The organism is Streptomyces sp. NPDC048415, from assembly GCF_040651675.1.
Taxonomy (GTDB): domain Bacteria; phylum Actinomycetota; class Actinomycetes; order Streptomycetales; family Streptomycetaceae; genus Streptomyces.
This window is the reverse complement of sequence record NZ_JBEZKJ010000002.1, coordinates 224,320-240,373: the sequence shown is the minus strand read 5'-3', so window position 1 is coordinate 240,373 and position 16,054 is coordinate 224,320. Positions and strand designations below refer to the sequence as shown.

16 protein-coding genes, 1 tRNA gene and 1 pseudogene are annotated in these 16,054 nt (G+C 70.1%); 6 read left to right on the top strand and 12 right to left on the bottom strand.

What is annotated here, in order from left to right; genetic code table 11:
* Nucleotides 1–41: 41 nt before the first annotated feature.
* Nucleotides 42–1,700, top strand: a complete 1,659-nt coding sequence (locus AB0D27_RS02705; RefSeq protein ID WP_362501243.1) for a long-chain-fatty-acid--CoA ligase — start codon at nt 42–44, stop codon at nt 1,698–1,700.
* Between the two features lie 193 nt (nt 1,701–1,893).
* Here the strand turns inward: AB0D27_RS02705 and AB0D27_RS02700 are convergent.
* The 6 genes from AB0D27_RS02700 to ehuB form a co-directional block, all read right to left on the bottom strand.
* A tRNA-Lys gene (locus AB0D27_RS02700) sits at nt 1,894–1,967 on the bottom strand.
* An 86-nt stretch (nt 1,968–2,053) separates the two neighbouring features.
* On the bottom strand, nt 2,054–2,812 hold the full coding sequence (locus tag AB0D27_RS02695; protein ID WP_362501241.1) for an IclR family transcriptional regulator C-terminal domain-containing protein: 759 nt from the start codon (nt 2,810–2,812) through the stop codon (nt 2,054–2,056).
* Nucleotides 2,813–3,052: 240 nt separating this feature from the next.
* On the bottom strand, nt 3,053–3,829 hold the full coding sequence (gene ehuA, locus AB0D27_RS02690) for an ectoine/hydroxyectoine ABC transporter ATP-binding protein EhuA (RefSeq protein WP_362501239.1): 777 nt from the start codon (nt 3,827–3,829) through the stop codon (nt 3,053–3,055).
* A 10-nt stretch (nt 3,830–3,839) separates the two neighbouring features.
* A complete protein-coding gene (gene ehuD / locus AB0D27_RS02685) occupies nt 3,840–4,490 on the bottom strand; it encodes an ectoine/hydroxyectoine ABC transporter permease subunit EhuD (RefSeq protein ID WP_362501237.1) in 651 nt (216 codons plus the stop codon).
* Nucleotides 4,487–5,215, bottom strand: coding sequence for an ectoine/hydroxyectoine ABC transporter permease subunit EhuC (gene ehuC / locus AB0D27_RS02680; RefSeq protein ID WP_362501235.1), 729 nt, complete (start codon nt 5,213–5,215; stop codon nt 4,487–4,489). The genes ehuD and ehuC overlap by 4 nt, the downstream gene beginning before the upstream one ends.
* Entirely contained in the window at nt 5,212–6,147 is a 936-nt protein-coding gene (gene ehuB, locus AB0D27_RS02675; protein WP_362501234.1) for an ectoine/hydroxyectoine ABC transporter substrate-binding protein EhuB, read from the bottom strand. Before ehuB ends, ehuC begins: the two co-directional genes overlap by 4 nt.
* A 95-nt stretch (nt 6,148–6,242) precedes the next feature.
* Here ehuB and AB0D27_RS02670 point away from each other — a divergent pair, with 95 nt between their 5' ends.
* Nucleotides 6,243–6,737, top strand: coding sequence for a DUF3830 family protein (locus tag AB0D27_RS02670; RefSeq protein WP_362501232.1), 495 nt, complete (start codon nt 6,243–6,245; stop codon nt 6,735–6,737).
* Here AB0D27_RS02670 and AB0D27_RS02665 read toward each other — a convergent pair.
* Nucleotides 6,718–8,112 carry an amidase gene (locus AB0D27_RS02665; protein WP_362501230.1) on the bottom strand — a complete coding sequence of 465 codons (1,395 nt, stop codon included), beginning with the start codon at nt 8,110–8,112 and terminating at the stop codon, nt 6,718–6,720. The two genes, AB0D27_RS02670 and AB0D27_RS02665, sit on opposite strands and share 20 nt — an antisense overlap.
* Nucleotides 8,113–8,131: 19 nt before the next feature.
* The gene (locus AB0D27_RS02660) at nt 8,132–9,106 is read right to left on the bottom strand and encodes a D-2-hydroxyacid dehydrogenase (RefSeq protein ID WP_362501228.1); all 975 of its coding nucleotides are present in this window, start codon (nt 9,104–9,106) and stop codon (nt 8,132–8,134) included.
* Nucleotides 9,107–9,413: 307 nt separating this feature from the next.
* On the opposite strand from AB0D27_RS02660, the gene AB0D27_RS02655 reads away from it, so the two are divergent.
* Complete coding sequence (locus tag AB0D27_RS02655; protein ID WP_362501226.1) at nt 9,414–10,193, top strand: aspartate/glutamate racemase family protein; 780 nt, start codon at nt 9,414–9,416, stop codon at nt 10,191–10,193.
* The gene (locus AB0D27_RS02650; protein WP_362501224.1) at nt 10,190–10,921 is read left to right on the top strand and encodes a decarboxylase; all 732 of its coding nucleotides are present in this window, start codon (nt 10,190–10,192) and stop codon (nt 10,919–10,921) included. Before AB0D27_RS02655 ends, AB0D27_RS02650 begins: the two co-directional genes overlap by 4 nt.
* 183 nt (nt 10,922–11,104) lie before the next feature.
* Here AB0D27_RS02650 and AB0D27_RS02645 read toward each other — a convergent pair whose 3' ends face one another.
* From AB0D27_RS02645 to AB0D27_RS02630, 4 genes are all read right to left on the bottom strand, one after another.
* Nucleotides 11,105–13,333: an ATP-dependent DNA helicase gene (locus tag AB0D27_RS02645; protein ID WP_362501222.1), complete on the bottom strand. Its 2,229-nt coding sequence runs from the start codon at nt 13,331–13,333 to the stop codon at nt 11,105–11,107.
* Between the two features lie 181 nt (nt 13,334–13,514).
* Nucleotides 13,515–13,847: a thioredoxin gene (gene trxA / locus AB0D27_RS02640; RefSeq protein ID WP_362501220.1), complete on the bottom strand. Its 333-nt coding sequence runs from the start codon at nt 13,845–13,847 to the stop codon at nt 13,515–13,517.
* On the bottom strand, nt 13,844–14,272 hold the full coding sequence (locus AB0D27_RS02635) for a MerR family transcriptional regulator (RefSeq protein WP_362501218.1): 429 nt from the start codon (nt 14,270–14,272) through the stop codon (nt 13,844–13,846). The genes trxA and AB0D27_RS02635 overlap by 4 nt, the downstream gene beginning before the upstream one ends.
* Before the next feature lie 61 nt (nt 14,273–14,333).
* Nucleotides 14,334–14,849, bottom strand: coding sequence for an Lrp/AsnC family transcriptional regulator (locus AB0D27_RS02630; protein ID WP_362501216.1), 516 nt, complete (start codon nt 14,847–14,849; stop codon nt 14,334–14,336).
* 87 nt (nt 14,850–14,936) lie between these two features.
* Between AB0D27_RS02630 and AB0D27_RS02625 the strand changes: the two genes are divergently transcribed.
* Nucleotides 14,937–15,839, top strand: a complete 903-nt coding sequence (locus tag AB0D27_RS02625) for an NAD-dependent epimerase/dehydratase family protein (protein WP_362501214.1) — start codon at nt 14,937–14,939, stop codon at nt 15,837–15,839.
* Nucleotide 15,840: 1 nt separating this feature from the next.
* A pseudogene (locus AB0D27_RS02620) lies at nt 15,841–16,020 on the top strand (aldo/keto reductase); the annotation flags it as partial.
* Between the last annotated feature and the right edge of the window lie 34 nt (nt 16,021–16,054).

Genomic DNA, 16,054 nt, shown 5'->3' with positions numbered 1-16,054 from the left:
CGCCTCCACATCTGACGGTGCGTCAATTATGGTGCGCCCCTATGGGGTCCATGAGGCGCACCGTCGCGGAGCTCGTAGCGGAACGGTGGGGTGACCACCGCCCGGGGCTGTGGTTCGAGGGCAGGGTCATGAGCCATCACCGGGTGGCGGCGGGCGCGGCGGCGCGGGCGGCGCTCCTGGCCGACCTGCTGCCACCCGGCGCCGAGCCGCATCTCGGGGCGCTGCTCGACAACACACCCGAGTATCCGATGTGGTTGAGCGGCGCCGCACTCGCCGGCGCCGCCGTCGCGGGGATCAACCCAACCCGGCGCGGCCCCGAACTGGCCCGCGACATCCTGCACACCGAGTGCCGCGTCCTGGTCACCGAGCGGACCCACCTGCCCCTCCTCGACGGCCTCGAACTCCCAGGCGTACGCGTCCTGGTGACCGACACGGAGGCCTACGCACAACTCCTGAAGCCGTACGAGGGCGCGAAGCCGGACCCGGCACGGGCGAGCCCCGACGACCGCCTCCTCCTCTACTTCACCTCCGGCTCGACCGGCGCCCCCAAGGCCGCGATCTGCACCCAGGGCAGACTCGCCGCGGCCGGGCAGTCGCTCGTCGACCACTTCGGGGTGCGGCCGGACGACACGCACTACGTCTGCATGCCGATGTTCCACGGCAACGCGGTGATCGCCGACTGGGCGCCCGCGCTGGCGGCCGGCGCGGCGGTCGCGCTGCGCCGCCGCTTCTCCGCGTCGGGGTTCCTGGCGGACGTACGGGCCAGCGGGGCCACGTACTTCACCTACGTGGGCCGTGCCGTGCAGTACCTGCTGGCCACGCCCGCCCGCCCCGACGACCGCGACAACCCGCTGCGGACGGGCTTCGGCACGGAGGCCGGCGCGGTCGACGCGGCCCGCTTCGAGGAGCGTTTCGGGGTGCGGCTCGTGGAGGGGTACGGCTCCTCGGAGGGCGGCGCGGCCGTCCAGCGGACGCCCGGTACCCCGGCCGGGGCGATCGGGCGGGCGGCGCCCGGCTCCGACCTCGCCGTGGTCGACCCGGCCACCCGGAGCGAATGCCCGCACGCCGTTTTCAGCGAGGACGGCAGGCTCCTCAACGGGTCCGACGCCATAGGCGAGTTGGTGAACCGGGGGTCCAACCCCTTCGAGGGCTACTGGCGCAATCCGGAAGCGGAGGCGGCCCGCCTTCGCGACGGCTGGTACTGGACCGGCGACCTCTTCTACCGCGACGCCGACGGATACCTCTACTTCGCCGGACGCACCGACGACCGGCTGCGCGTCGACAGCGAGAACCTCGCCGCCGCGATGATCGAGAACATCCTCGCCCGGTACGAGAGCGCCGCCGCCGTGGCGGTGTACGCGGTGCCGGACCCGGTGGCCGGGGACCAGGTGATGGCGACGCTGGCCCTCGAAGCGGCCGAGCGCTTCGATCCGCTCTCCTTCAGTGAATTCCTTCTCGCACAGCCGGACCTGGGCACCAAGATGGCACCCCGTTTCGTGCGGATCGTGCGGCGGATGCCCGTCACCGCCACCAACAAGATCCACCGGGTCGGGCTGCGGCGCGAGGGCTTCCGGTGCCCGGACCCGGTGTGGTGGCGGGCGCCCGGGGAGACGGCGTACCGCAGGCTGGAGGAGGCGGACGTCGAGGAGCTGCTGGTGCGGTACCGGGAGCGGGGGCGCGAGGACCTGCTCGGGAGGTGAGGTGGGGCAGGGCCTACCTCGCCTCTGCTCCTCGCCCCCCTCTGGCCGCTCGCTCTTACGCCCGGAGCTGAGCCGTGTCCACCTGATGGGGGTGTGGGTGGCGAAGCCCCCACAACGCGCGGCGAAGCCGCGCAAAAACGACGATGGCGAGGAGGTTCGCGCTTTCCCGCGAACATCCTCGCCATCGACATTGTGCGCCGCCAGGGACTCGAACCCCGGACCCGCTGATTAAGAGTCAGCTGCTCTAACCAACTGAGCTAGCGGCGCATGACTCCCGCCTCCCGCTCTCGCGGTCGGCGACAAAAGAAATACTACCTGGTCCGTGGGGGTGCTTCCGACCACCCGGCGGCGCGCTAGATCGCCAGGGAGAGCAGGACCGGGGCGGCTCCCCGGTTCAGCGTGTCCGCGGCCTGCCGCAGGCGGTGGGCGTGCTCGACCGGCAGGGACAGCGCGAGGCAGCCGACGGAGGAGCCCGCCGTGATGGGGACGGCCGCGCAGACCGTGCCGATGGCGTACTCCTGGAGGTCGAGGACGGGCACGGTGGGCGGCTGGGCTTCGAGGCGGGACAGCAGCAGCCGTTCGTCCGTGATCGTGCGGGAGGTGAGACGGGCCATCTTGTGGCGGGCGAGGTGGTCCCGGCGGCCATGGTGGTCGAGCTGGCCGAGCAGGCTCTTGCCGATCGCGCTGGCGTGGGCGGAGGAGCGGAAGTCGACCCACTCGTTGACCGCCGGGGTGGCCGCGCTGGTGGCGCACTGGGTGATGTGGATCTCACCGTCGACGTACCGGCTGAGGTAGATCGCGGCGCCGACCGAGTCGCGCAGCCGGTCGATGGTCTGCTGGAGCTTCTCGCGCAGCGCCTGCTCGCGGCCGTGGGCGGAGCCGAGCCGGCCGAGGGCCGCGCCGGTGACGTACGCGCCGTCGGCGATCTGCTGGACGTACCCCTCCCGGCGCAGCATCCGCAGCAGGGCGGTCAGCCGCTCGGTGTCGAGGCGGGTCTTGCGAGCTAGTTCGGCGTCGGTGACACCGGTGGTGTGCCGCGACACCGTCTCCAGGACGCGCAGGGCGTCCTGGGCCGAGTGGTACGGCGCGGTCGGCTCGTTCATCAGCGCCACGGTTTCCCCCCGCGCTTCATGGGCCCGGCTCAAAAAGACACAGCCCGGACAGCTGGGCTCCCCCCACGATAACCACCAAAGGGCGTTCTGTGAGCGTCTGTTGACGAGATTGATGGCGCCTTCCACCCCTCTCAACAGGAAGGCGCCACCCTGGCATATGCCAACGTCATGGCACATTGGGCATGCCCCAGCGACCGGACCTCGCACCTTCCCGCCCGCCTCCGCCTTCACCCACCGTAGTCACAGAACGGCGCTGAGAAATTCCCGGGTCCGCTCGTGCTCCGGATCGCTGAAGATCTTCTCCGGCGGACCCGACTCGATGACGTGGCCGGAATCGAACATCAGCACCTGATCGGAGATGTCCCGGGCGAAATTCATCTCGTGGGTCACACACAGCATCGTGATGTCGGTGGTGTGGGCGATGTCACGGAGCACATCGAGGACGCCCGCGACCAGCTCGGGGTCGAGCGCGGACGTCACCTCGTCCAGGAGCAGCACCTGCGGCCGCATCGCCAGCGCCCGGGCGATCGCGACCCGCTGCTGCTGCCCGCCGGACAGCCGGCCGGGCCGCTCGTCGCACTTGTCCGCCAGGCCCACCAGCTCGAGCAGCTCGCGGGCCCGCGCCTCGGCCTCGTCCTTGGGCAGGCCGAGAACGGTGACGGGCGCCTCGGTGATGTTCCTCAGCACGCTCATGTTCGGGAACAGGTTGAACTGCTGGAAGACCATCCCGATCTTCTTGCGGACCTCGCGGATCTGCTTCTCGCCCGCAGGGAACAGCCGCTCCCCGGCGACCGTGATCATGCCCTCGTCCGGCTTGAGCAGGGTCATGAGCAGCCGCAGGATCGTCGTCTTGCCGGAGCCGGACGGTCCGATCAGCGTGACGTGCTTCCCGGAGTCGACCCGGAAGTCGAGACCGTCGAGAACGGTGTTGTCCCCGAAGCGCTTGGTGACCTTGTCGAAGCGGATCAGCTCCGCGCCGTCCACCGGGGGATTGGCGTGCGCGTCGGGTTCTTTCATCAGGGGGGTGTCAGCGGACAAGACGTCGCTCCAGGGCTCGCAGAAGCAGGGAAGCCGGATAGGAAATGAGGATGAAGGCCACACCGATGACCGTGAGCGGCTCGGTGAACTGGAAGTGCTGCTGCGAGTACAGTCGCGCCTCGCCGAGCATCTCCAGCACGGTGATGGTCATCAGCAGCGGGGTGTCCTTGAGCATCGCGATGACGTAGTTGCCCAGCGCGGGCACCACACGGCGGATCGCCTGCGGCAGGATCACCGCCGCCCAGGTGCGCCGCGCGGGAAGGCTGAGCGCCGTGGCCGCTTCCCACTGGCCGGCGGGCACCGCCTCGATGCCGGCCCGGTAGACCTGCATCGTGTACGTCGAGTAGTGCAGCCCGATCGCGACGACACCCGTGGTCAGCGCGGAGAAGGTGATGTTCCACTCGGGCAGCACGTAGAAGAGGAAGAACAGCTGCACCAGCAGCGGGGTGTTCCTGACGAACTCGGTGACCACGCCGACCGGCCAGCGCACCCCGCGCGTCGGCGCCCGCATCAGCAGCGCCCACACCAGGCCAAGGGCGAACGAGATCAGCGAACCGAGGGCCAGCGCCTGCAGGGTGACCAGCAGCCCGTCCCAGAAGTGCGGCATGAAGTCACCGACCGCTCTCCAGTCCCACGTCATGAGGCACCTCCACTAGCGGCTCCCACTCCGGTGGTCTCGGCCCGGCGCAGCTCACGCGCGGTGACACCGCGCTCGGGTTCCTTGCCGACCCCGGCCTTCAGCCGTTTCTCCAGAGCGCGCATGAGCCGGGTGAGAGCGAAGGCGATGACGAAGTAGATGAGCAGGACGTACGTGTAGATCTCGGCGCTCTGCTGCAGCGCGAGCCGCACCAGATTGCCGCTGAAGGCCAGATCGCCCATCCCCATGACGGAGACCAGCGCCGTGCCCTTGAGCAACTCGATCAGCAAATTGCAGAAGGAGGGGATCATCTCGGGCACCGCCTGCGGCAGCAGGATCAGCCGCATCCGCTGCCAGGTCGTGAAGCTGAGCGCGATACCGCCCTCGCGCTGCGCGGGGTCGACCGCGTTCAGCGCCCCGCGCACGATCTCCGAGCCGTACGCCCCGTACGTCAGCCCCAGCGCCAGCGTGCCCGCCCACATCGGGACGAGCTGCCAGCCGAAGGCGAGCGGCAGCACGAAGTACACCCAGAAGATCATGATCAACGCGGAGGTGCCGCGGAACACCTCGGTGTAGAAGCCCGCGAGGAAGCGGACGATCCACCGGCGCGAGGTACGCGCCATCCCGGCGGCGAAGGACACGGCACCGGCCAACAGGGCGCTGAAGAACAGCAGTTGGAGGGTGACCCAGATCCCTTTGAGTACGAGTTCCCAGAGTCCCGAAGTCATCCGCGGCACAGCTCCTTCGCGGTCATGTCGGTCATCTCGGCCTTGGTGAAACCGAAGGGCTTGAGGATGCGGAACAGTTCGCCGCTGTCCTTCAGCTTCCGCAGCTCCACGTTGAAGGCGTCCCGCAGTTTCGTCTCCGCGGACCGGAACGCGAAGCCGCCGCCGTCGATGTGCGGCTTGCCCTTGACCAGCGGTGCGAAGGGCTTCGTACTCTCCGCCTTGCGGGACTTCTTGACCACTTCGCGCGTGGTCAGCGCGGTGCCCGCGAAGACGTCGACGCGCCCCGCCTCCACGGCGTTCAGCCCGGCCACCTGGTCCGGCACGACCAGGATGTCGCTCTCCTTGTACCCGGCCTCGACCGCGTACTGGATCTCCGCGTACCCGGTGCCGGTCGCGAACCTGGCCTTCTTCGCCACGACGTCCTTGTAGTCGTGCAGGCCCTTCGGATTGCCCTTGCGCACGATGAAGGCGTCGAGCATCTGATAGTCCGGGTCCGCGAAGATGACCTGCTGGCAGCGCTCGGGGTTGATGTACATCCCGGCGGACACGACGTCGAACTGCTGCGAGTTGAGCCCGGGAATGAGCGAGCCGAACTCGGTCGGCACCGGCTGCACACGGTCGATGCCCAGCCGCTTGAAGACGGCCTTCGCGAGTTCGGGCGCCTCCCCGGTCAGTTCGCCGTTCTTGTCGATGTAGCCGAAGGGGATCTCGCCCGCGATGCCGAGCCGCACGACCCCCTGCGCCTTCAGCCGGTCGAGGAGATCACCGCCGTCGGTGCCGGCCGCCGTGGCGACCCGGCTGCAGCCGGCGGCGCCCAGCGCGCCGACGGCACCGAGCGCGGAGGCACCGACGAGCAGCGACCGGCGACTCGGCCGTGGTATCTCCGCTCTTTTCTCCGTGTCATTCCCGTCATTCCCAAGTGGTGGAGCCATGGGCGCGCGGCTACCCGACTCCATGCGATGTATTCGGATCGATTTGAGCCCCGTACGCGCGACGCGCCCTTGACCTCCGGGGGACCATGGAATGCATGGCTGATCGATTCCTCGAAGTCTCCCTGGTCAAGCGGGGAGTCCACTGCACGGCGAAACTGCTCGACGACCGGGCGCCGATCACCTGCGCGGCGGTGTGGAACGCGCTTCCGCTGGGCGGCGACGTCTACCACGCGAAGTACGCACGCAATGAGATCTACGCCCTTTTCCCGCCTTTCGTGAAATTGGAGCCACCTCTGGAGAATCCGACAGTTACCCCGATCCCGGGAGATCTCTGTTATTTCTCGTTCGCGGGTACGGAACTGGGCACGGGGGCCTACGGATACGACCGCGAGGTCCGCGCGGGGACGACAGTGGTGGACCTGGCGCTGTTCTACGAGCGCAACAACCTGCTGCTGAACGGGGATGTGGGCTGGGTCCCGGGCATCGTCTGGGGCCAGGTCGTCGAAGGGCTCGACGCGATGGCCGAGGCCTGCAACGACCTGTGGCGCTCGGGCGCGGCGGGGGAGACGCTCAGTTTCCGACGGCTCTAGCGACTCCCGCCTCGTACAGCGCGTGCGCCGTGCGCAGGACGAGCTCGTCGCGGTGCCGGGCGGCGACGATCTGCAGCCCCACCGGAAGGCCGTCCGCGTCCACCCCGACGGGGACCGTCGCCGCGGGCTGCTGCGACATGTTGAAGGGGTACGTGAACGGGGTCCAGCCCGTCCAGCGGCGCAGGCCCGACCGGGCGGGAACCTCCGCGCCCGCCTCGAACGCCGTCAGCGGAAGAGTGGGCGTGACCAGCAGGTCGTACGACTGGTGGAAGCGGCCCATCCGCCGCCCCAACTTCATCCGGACGTCCACCGCGGCCAGATAGTCCAGCGCGCTGAAACGGGCGCCGAGACCGCAGATCTCCCGCAGGCCCGGATCGAGCAACTCCCGCTGATGCGGCCCGAAATGCTGGGTCACGCGGGCCGCCCCGCTGAACCACAGCACATGGAACGCCTCCACCGGGTCGGTGAAGTCGGGATCGGCCTCGGTGACGTACGCGCCGAGCCCCGCGAGCCGCTCCACCGCCCGCCGTACGGCCGCCGCGACGGCCGGGCGGACCGCGACCTGCCCGCCGAGGGACGGCGAGTACGCGACCCGCAGGCCCCGCACCCCGCCCTCCAGCGCGTCCACGAAGGAGCCGGTCACCGGCCCGAGCGCCGACCAGTCCCGCGGGTCGGGACCGCTGATCACGTCCATCAGCAGGGCCGCGTCGGCGGCGTCCCGCGTCATCGGGCCCACATGCGACAGCGTCCCGAAGGCGCTCGCGGGGTACAGCGGGACCCTGCCGTACGTGGGCTTCATGCCGAAGATCCCGCAGAAGGCGGCCGGGATGCGGACGCTGCCGCCGCCGTCCGTGCCCAGGGACAGCGGGCCCGCGCCCATCGCCACCGCCGCCGCGCTTCCGCCGCTGGAGCCGCCCGCCGTGCGCGAGACGTCGTGGGGATTGCGTGTCACCCCCGTCAATGGCGAGTCCGTGACGCCCTTCCAGCCGAACTCCGGTGTCGTCGTCCTGCCGAGGAAGACGGCGCCGTGCTCGCGCAACCGGGCCACCGACGGCGCGTCCTCGTCCCAACGGCGCCGCGGGTCAACCGTCTTCGAGCCGCGCAGGGTCGGGACGCCGCGCATCAGCAGGATGTCCTTGACCGTGACCGGAACCCCGTCCACCAGCCCCGCCGGCTCCCCGCGCCGCCACCGCTCGGCCGAATCCCGGGCCTGCGCGAGAGCCCCCTCCGCGTCCAGGCGTACGAACGCGTTGACGACGGGCTGGATCCGGTCCGCCCGCTCCAGGGCCGCCCGGGTCGCCTCCACGGGGCTGAATTCGCCCTTGCGGTAGCCGTCGACGAGTTCTACGGCGGTCAGCTCGGTGAGTTCCGACATCGGCCCCTCCACAGGGAGTTCAGTGACCCGGCACGTACCCGCGCTTCTTGTCGACGATGTTCAGCAGTGGCTTGCCCGCCGCCCAGCGCTCGTACAACTCCACGAACTGTCTGCCCAGTTCGTCCCGCCAGCCGACCGTGTCCCCGCTCATGTGCGGCGACACGATCAGCCCCGGGACCTCCCACAACGGGCTGCCGGGGCCCAGCGGTTCGTGCTCGAAGACATCGAGGGCCGCGCCCGCGATCCACCGCTTCGACAGTGCCTCGGCGAGCGCGTCCTCGACGACGAGCTGCCCGCGCCCGACGTTGATGAAGCGCGCGGAGGGCTGCATCATGCCGAAGCGCCGCGCGTCGAACATGCCGTACGTCGCCTCCGTGAGCGGCGCCGCGGACACCACCCAGTCGGCGCGAGCCATCAGCCGGTCCAGTTCCTCGGGGCCGTGGATGCCGGTGCGCGGGGTGCGTCCCACCAGCGCCGTCGTGATGTCGAGCGCCTTGAGCGTCTTCACGATCGCCCGCCCGATCGGCCCGGTCCCGACCACGCACGCACGCGTCCCCGCCACCCGCTGCGACTCGCGGTGCCGCCACTCCCGCCGCCGCTGCAGATCCCAGGTCCGCGGCAGATCCTTCGCCATCGAGAGCACCAGCGCGGCGACGTACTCCGCGATCGGCTGGTCGAAGACACCGCGCGCGTTGGTCACCACCGTGTCGGACGCGGCGAGCTCCGGGCACATCAGATGGTCCACGCCCGCGCTCGCCGTGTGCACCCACCGCGGCCGCGGCCCTTCGCCCGGCCAGGCCCGGCGTACGGCGTCCGAGGCGAAGTCCCACACCAGCAGCACGTCCGCGTACGGCAGCCGCTTGGCCAGCGTGGCCTCGTCGGCGTGCTCGATCCGCACCCGCCCCGTGAGCCTGCCGAGGCGGGGGAGGGGATCGGCGTCCAGGACGAGGAGTGTGGGGTCGGGCGGCACCGTCCGGGGTGCGGAGTGGGACATACGGGCGTTCATCGGGGGATACCGTTTCGCAATGCGGGTCCGCTTTTCTGGGAGGGCTGAGGCCAAATGGGTGACGAGGGCGGGGGCGGTGCGACGTTCCGGGGGAGCGTGCGGTGCTGGAGCCGTCTGATTCCGGGAGGAGGCCGGAGCTGTCTGACTGTGCGGGTGAGGCGTGCGGGCGGAAAGGGGCCGGAGCCGTCTGAGATGCGCGGATTGACCACGCTCGCACCCGAACCTACCTTCGTCAACACGGGCCCGCACACGGTCCGTTGCCCGCCCGTTTCCCTTCGTGAGGCCGGTGCCTGCCATGGACGTCTCCTTTCTCGGCGGCCCCCGGCCGCAGCGCGGCATCGGCGTCGTCGCCCCCTTCGACTTCGCCCTCGACCGGGAGCTGTGGCGATGGGTGCCGGACGACGTCTCCCTGCACCTCACGCGCACCCCGTTCGTGCCGGTCGAGGTCAGCCTCGACCTGGCCCGCCTGGTCTCCGAGCACGAGACGCTCGGGAACGCGGTACGCGCCCTGAACGCGGTCGCGCCCGAGGTCGTCGCCTATGCCTGCACCTCCGGCAGCTTCGTGGGAGGCGTGGCCGGGGAGCGCGCGATGTGCGAGGCGATGACGCGGGCCGGCGCCGTCCCCTCGCTCACCACCTCCGGCGCCCTCCTAGAGGCGCTGCGGGAGCTCGGCGCCCGCCGCATCACCCTCGTGACCCCGTACACGGTTTCGGTCACCCAGTCCCTGGAGGAGTACCTCGCCGAGGCGGGCATCAAGGTCACCGGACGCGCCTCACTCGGCCTGACCAGGCACATCTGGAAAGTCCCGTACCGCGAGGTGGTCGACATGGCCCGCCGGGCGGTACGGGGCGCCGCGGACGCCCTGTTCATCAGCTGCACCAACCTTCCGACGTACGACGTCATCCCCCAGCTGGAGGCCGAACTGCGGATTCCGGTCATCTCGGCCAACCAGGTGACGATGTGGGCGGCGCTGCGTCAACTGGGTACCCGGGCGGTGGGCCCCTATCAGCGGCTGATCGATCAGTCCGCGCGCCGGGGACCCGTACTGCCGGAAGAACAGGAAGGTTGGGCATGACCGCACTCGGATTCCTCTACCCCGGCCACTCGGCCGAGGACGACTACCCGCGCATCGAGCAGCTGCTCGGCAGCGACATCCGCCTGACCGTGATCCACACGGACATCGGGGAGGACGCCCACCGCGTGGACGCGCTCCTCGAGATGGGTTCGGCGGCCCGGCTCGCGGCGGGCGTCGAGGAGCTGCGCCTGTCCGGCGCCGAAGCGGTGGTGTGGGCGTGCACCAGCGGCAGCTTCGTGTACGGCTGGCAGGGCGCCCATGATCAGGTCCGCGCCCTGGCCCGGGCGGCCGGTCTGCCCGCGTCCTCGACCTCCTTCGGCTTCGTGCACGCGGTACGGGAGGTGCGGGCGAGCCGGGTGGCGGTCGGGGCGACCTATCCGGACGACGTGGCCGCGCTGTTCTCCTCGTTCCTCAAGGACGCGGGTGTGGAGGTGGTCGCCGTGCGTGGCTCGGGCGTGATCACGGCGGCGGAGGTCGCCACGTGGGAGTACGACCGGATTCTCGCGCTGGCCCGCGAGGCCGACCAGCCCGACGCCGACGCCGTCCTCCTCCCCGATACCGCCCTCCACACCGCCTCCCACCTCCCCGCCCTCGAACAGGCCCTGTCCAAACCGGTCCTCACCGCCAACCAGGTCACCGTCTGGGAAGCCCTCCGCCTGGCAGACCGCCGCGTCAACGCCCCAGAACTGGGCTCCCTCTTCACCAAGGAACCGATCGTGCAGGTATAAGCGGTTTCAGCCCGTCGTGGGGGTCCCCCCGCTCGAGCGAAGCCGAGAGTGGGGGAGTTTGAGGACGAGCGCGAAGCGCGATACGGGGGTCTGGGGGCGGAGCCCCCAGGTACGGTGGGGGTCCCCCCGCTCGAGCGAAGCCGAGAGTGGGGGAGGGTAGGGGCGGAGGGGGCGAAACCCGCCTTACGCCGGCCCAGCGCCGCGCAACGGCTCCGGCAGGTCGCCGGTGTGCAGGACGCCCAGCGACTGCGTGGCCCGGGTCAGGGCGACGTACAGATCGCTGGTTCCGTACAGGCCGGGCTCGACCACCAGCACGGAGTCGAACTCCAACCCCTTGGCCTGCCGAGGATCGAGAAGGACGACCGCGCGGGTGAGGTCGGGCTCCTCCCCCGCCGCGACCCCGTCCAGGCGCGCGGCCAACGCCGCGTGCAAAGACCGGGGCGCGATCACCGCGAGCCGCCCCTCCGCAGGAGTCAGCTCGGCGACCGCCTTGGCGACAGCGCCGGGAAGATCGGAGCCCGCGTCGCGCACCCACGGCCGTACACCGGTGGACCGAACAGACCGCGGCGGCTCGAACCCGGGCCGCTCCGCCCGCACCACCCCCGCCGCAAGGTCCATGACCTCGGACGGTGTCCGGTAGTTGACGGCGAGACGCGTGTGATCCCACCGGTCCTCGACGTACGGAGCGAGGATCTCCTTCCAGGACCCCACCCCCGCCGCCTCCGCCGTCTGCGCGGGATCCCCGACGAGCGTCATGGACCGCGTGGGACTGCGACGCATCAGCAACCGCCAGGCCATCGGCGACAGTTCCTGCGCCTCGTCGACGATGATGTGGCCGAAGGCCCAGGTCCGGTCGGCGGCGGCACGCTCGGCGGCGCTGCGGTGGTCGTCCTCCTCATGCCGCTCCGCCATCCGCTCGGCGTCGATGATGTTGTGCGCGGAGAGGACCTCGGAGTCCTCCTCGTCCTTGTCCTCGAACTCGTAGGTCCGAGAGGCGTAGGAGACGTCCAGCACGCCCTGGGCGTAGGCGACTTGGGTACGGCGTTCCTGGTCGGCGAGGGCCCGCGCCAGTCGGCCGTCCTCGCCGAGCAGCTCCGCGGCCTCGTCGAGAAGAGGAACGTCCGCGGTGGTCCACTCACTCGTGACCGGCCGCCGGATCGCCGCGGCGTCCTCGTCCGGCACGTACCCCTGGGGCTCGGCGAGGAAGTCCGCGACGACCTGCTGCGGAGTCAGCCTCGGCCACAACTGGTCGATGGCGTCCCAGACTTCGTGGTTCTCGGCGAGTTCGTCGCGGATCTGGGTGATGTCGCTCGGGTCGAGGAGGTTGGAGCCGTCGAAGGGGTCGGTGCCGATGCGTTCGGCGAGCATGTCGGTGAGGGTGTTGAGGATGTGGCCCTCGAAGTACTCGCGGGCCACGTTGTGGGGCAGGTCGGCCTCGCGGGTGCGTTCGCGGGCGACCCGCACGAGGCCCGCGTCGAGCATCAGGATGTCCCGGTCGTGCTCGATCGCGATCACCGGATCGGGCAGGGCCTGGCGGTCGCGGACCACCGAGGCCAGTACGTCGGCCATCTCGGCGCGGCCCTTCACGGCGGCCGCCTCGGGGGTGTCGGCGGCCGTCGCGTGCACGCCGGGGAACAGTTCGCCGACCGTCGCGAGCAGGACACCCGTCTCGCCGAGCGAGGGCAGCACCTCGCCGATATAGCCGAGGAAAGCCGGGTTGGGGCCGACGATGAGGACGGCGCGCTTGGCGAGCAACTCCCGGTACTCGTAGAGGAGATAGGCGGCCCGGTGCAGGGCGACGGCCGTCTTTCCGGTGCCGGGGCCGCCCTCCACGACCAGCACGCCGCGGTGAGGTGCGCGGATGATCCGGTCCTGCTCGGCCTGGATGGTCTGCACGATGTCGCTCATGCGGCCGGTGCGGGCCGAGTTGATCGCGGCGAGCAGTACGGCGTCGCCGGTCGGGTCCTCGTGCCCGGTGCGCTCGCGGTCGCCGAGGTCGAGGATCTCGTCGTGCAGGTCGGTGACATGCCGGCCGTCGGTGGTGATGTGCCGGCGGCGGCGCAGGCCCATGGGGGTGTGTCCGGTGGCCAGATAGAAGGGACGGGCGACCGGGGCCCGCCAGTCGATGAGGATGGGGGTGTGTTCGGTGTCGTCGGCGCGGACGCCGATGCGGCCGATGTGGTGGCTGACACCGGTGGTGAGGTCGATCCGGCCGAAGCAGAGCGAACCGTCCACGGCGTTCAGCGCGGCGAGCAGGCCGGAGCGCTCGGCGACCAGGACGTCCCGTTCGAGCCGGGCCTGCATGGGCGTGTTGCCCTGCGCGAGCGCGTCCCCGACTGATGCCTCGGTGACACCGCGCAGGGCGTCCACGCGCGCGTACAGCCCGTCGATGAATTCCTGCTCATGCCGCAATTCATCGTCGGGAAATTCTGTGTGTGAGCCCCTGTTTGACAATTCCGCTCCCGCCCGGATATACTCTGCCAAGTGAACTTCTCCGCGACCAATCTCCGTGAAGTCGCGAATCATTGAATATACGCAGAGAAATCCCCCGAGCGCAAGCCGCTCGGGGGATTTCTTGTCTATATCAATGAGGTCAGAGCACGTCGGACAGCTCCTCCAGCAGGCGCCGCTTGGGCCGGGCCCCCACCATCGAGTTCACGGGCTCACCGCCCCGGAACACCATGAGCGTGGGCGTCGAGAGCACCCCGTACGCGATGGTGGTCCGCGGGTTGCGGTCCACGTCCAGCTGGACGATCTTGAGCCGGTCGCCCTCCTCGAACGCGATGTCCCTCAGTACGGGCGCGAGCTGCCGGCACGGCCCGCACCAGTCCGCCGTGAACTGCACGAGCACGGGCAGGTCCGCCCCGATCACCTCCGCCTCGAAGTCCTCGTCCGTCACCTCGGCCACGCCTGCCGCCTTGATCACCGTGTCTGCCCTCCCAGCTCACATACCGGCTCCGGACCCCCCGGAACCCGTGCGTCGGCCGCCAGCTCGTCCCGCGCCCGTTCCGCCCGCGCCAGCTGCTCGCCGACCTCCGCACGTACCGACACCAACTCGTCGATCAGCGCGTCGAGTTCGCCGAGCTTGCGGCGGTAGACCATGAGCGAGGCCGGGCACGAGTCGCCCTCCGGGTGCCCGGCGCGCAGACACTCCACGAAGGGCCGCGTCTCCTCCAGGTCGAACCCGAAGTCCTGCAGTGTCCTGATCTGCCGCAGCAGCCGCAGGTCGTGTTCGTCGTACGTGCGGTACCCGTTCTCGCCCCGCCGCGCGGGCAGCAGCCCCCGCGACTCGTAGTAGCGCAGGGTCCGCGTGGTGGTTCCGGCCCGTGCCGCCAGCTCGCCGATTCGCATGCGTCGACGGTAATCCTTGACGCCGACGTCAAAGCAAGCCGGTCCGCGAGCCGATCCGACGTCACGCCGGCGGCAGCAGCGGCTTCCGTTCCACCGGGGACGACAGCACGATCGAGGTCGTCGTACGCCCCAGCGCGGAGGTCTGCTCGAGGATCTCCTCCAGGTGGATCGTGTCCTGGACGGCGACCTTGAGGATCCAGCAGTCCTCGCCGACGACATGGTGGACCTCGATGACCTCGGGGCGGGACAGCAGCTCCAGGGTCCTGGGGTGCTTCAGGGTGTAGCCGCCGTGCGGGTTGACGCGGATGAAGGCCTGGATGCCGTAGCCGAGGCGGGGCGGCGAGACGTGTGCGCCATAGCCGGTGATGGCGCCCGCCGACTCCAGACGCCGCACGCGCTCCGCGACGGCTGCCGGGCTCAGCCGGACCCGTCGGCCCAGCTCGCTGAGTTTGATCCGGCCGTCGCTCTGCAGCAGGTCCAGGATCTGCCGGTCGAGCGCGTCGAAGGCCACCGACGTTTCGTTGGCGGGGGCGCGCGGATGCCGTGGTTCCTTCGGTGCCGCGGCCGGATCTCCCATGACTCCCCCTTCAGACCTCATCCGTATCTCGGGAGAATTATGAACACAAGGCCGCAGGACATTGAACGGGACGAGGGAGAGGGCGCCATGCGTGAGATATGCGTCATCGGCGGAAACCGGTATTTTGGAAAGCGTCTGACAGCCCGGCTGATGGCCGCGGGAGACCGCGTCACCGTCATCAATCGCGGCTCGTCGAAACCGCCCCCGGGGGCAATTCACCTCATCGCCGACCGCAATGACGAGAAGTCCCTTGAGAAAGCGCTGGATTCGCGGACATTCGACGTCGTCATCGACCAGGTCTGCTATACGCCGAGACAGGCGGAGATCGCGCGACGGGTCTTCGCGGGGCGCACGCGACGGTACGTCATGACATCCACCGTCGAGGTGTACGAGTACGAGGACTCGGCGGCCCTGGTGCGCGAGGACGCCGTGGACCCCCGTACGGTCGCCGTCGATTTCGAGCTCCCTTGGGATGACCCCGAGTTCCTCGACGCCCACTACGGCGAGGGCAAGCGTCAGGCCGAGGCGGTGTTCGCGGCCGCCGCCGCGTTCCCGTACGTGTCCGTGCGCGTCGCCCATGTGCTGGGCGGCGAGGACGACTTCACCGGCCGTCTGGAGCACTACGCCGACCGTATCCGCACGGGCGCACCGATCGCCGTACCCGCCGTGAACCACGCGGCGACGTACATCCACGTGGAGGAAATCGCGGACTTCCTCGCCTGGACGGCGGGCGCGCAATTCACCGGACCCGTGAACGCCGCCTCCCACGGGGTTCTCAGCACCGAGGAGCTGTGCGAGGCGGCGGCCGCGCATGTGCCGGAGGGCAGGACGGTCTTCGAGAGCGTCGAGGTCGGGGAGGTCTCGCCGTTCTCCTTCGCCCGTTCCTACGGGATGGACAACTCCCGGGGCACGCGGCTCGGTTTCCCCTTCGGTGAGGCAAGGAAGTGGCTGCCGCGCGCGGTGGCCGAGACGCTCGGAAAGGACGACTGACATGCGCCACCGCACCCTGGGAGACCTGAGCGTCGGCGCGATCGGTCTCAGCACGATGCCGCTGTCCATCGACACTGTCCATCGAGGGCGCCCGCACGAAGCACAGGCCCTGGCCACGGTGCACGCCGCCCTCGACGCGAGCGTGACCCTCCTGGACACGGCGGACTCGTACCATCCGCCCGGCGCCGAAGAGGGCGAGAGGCGGCTGGGTCTGT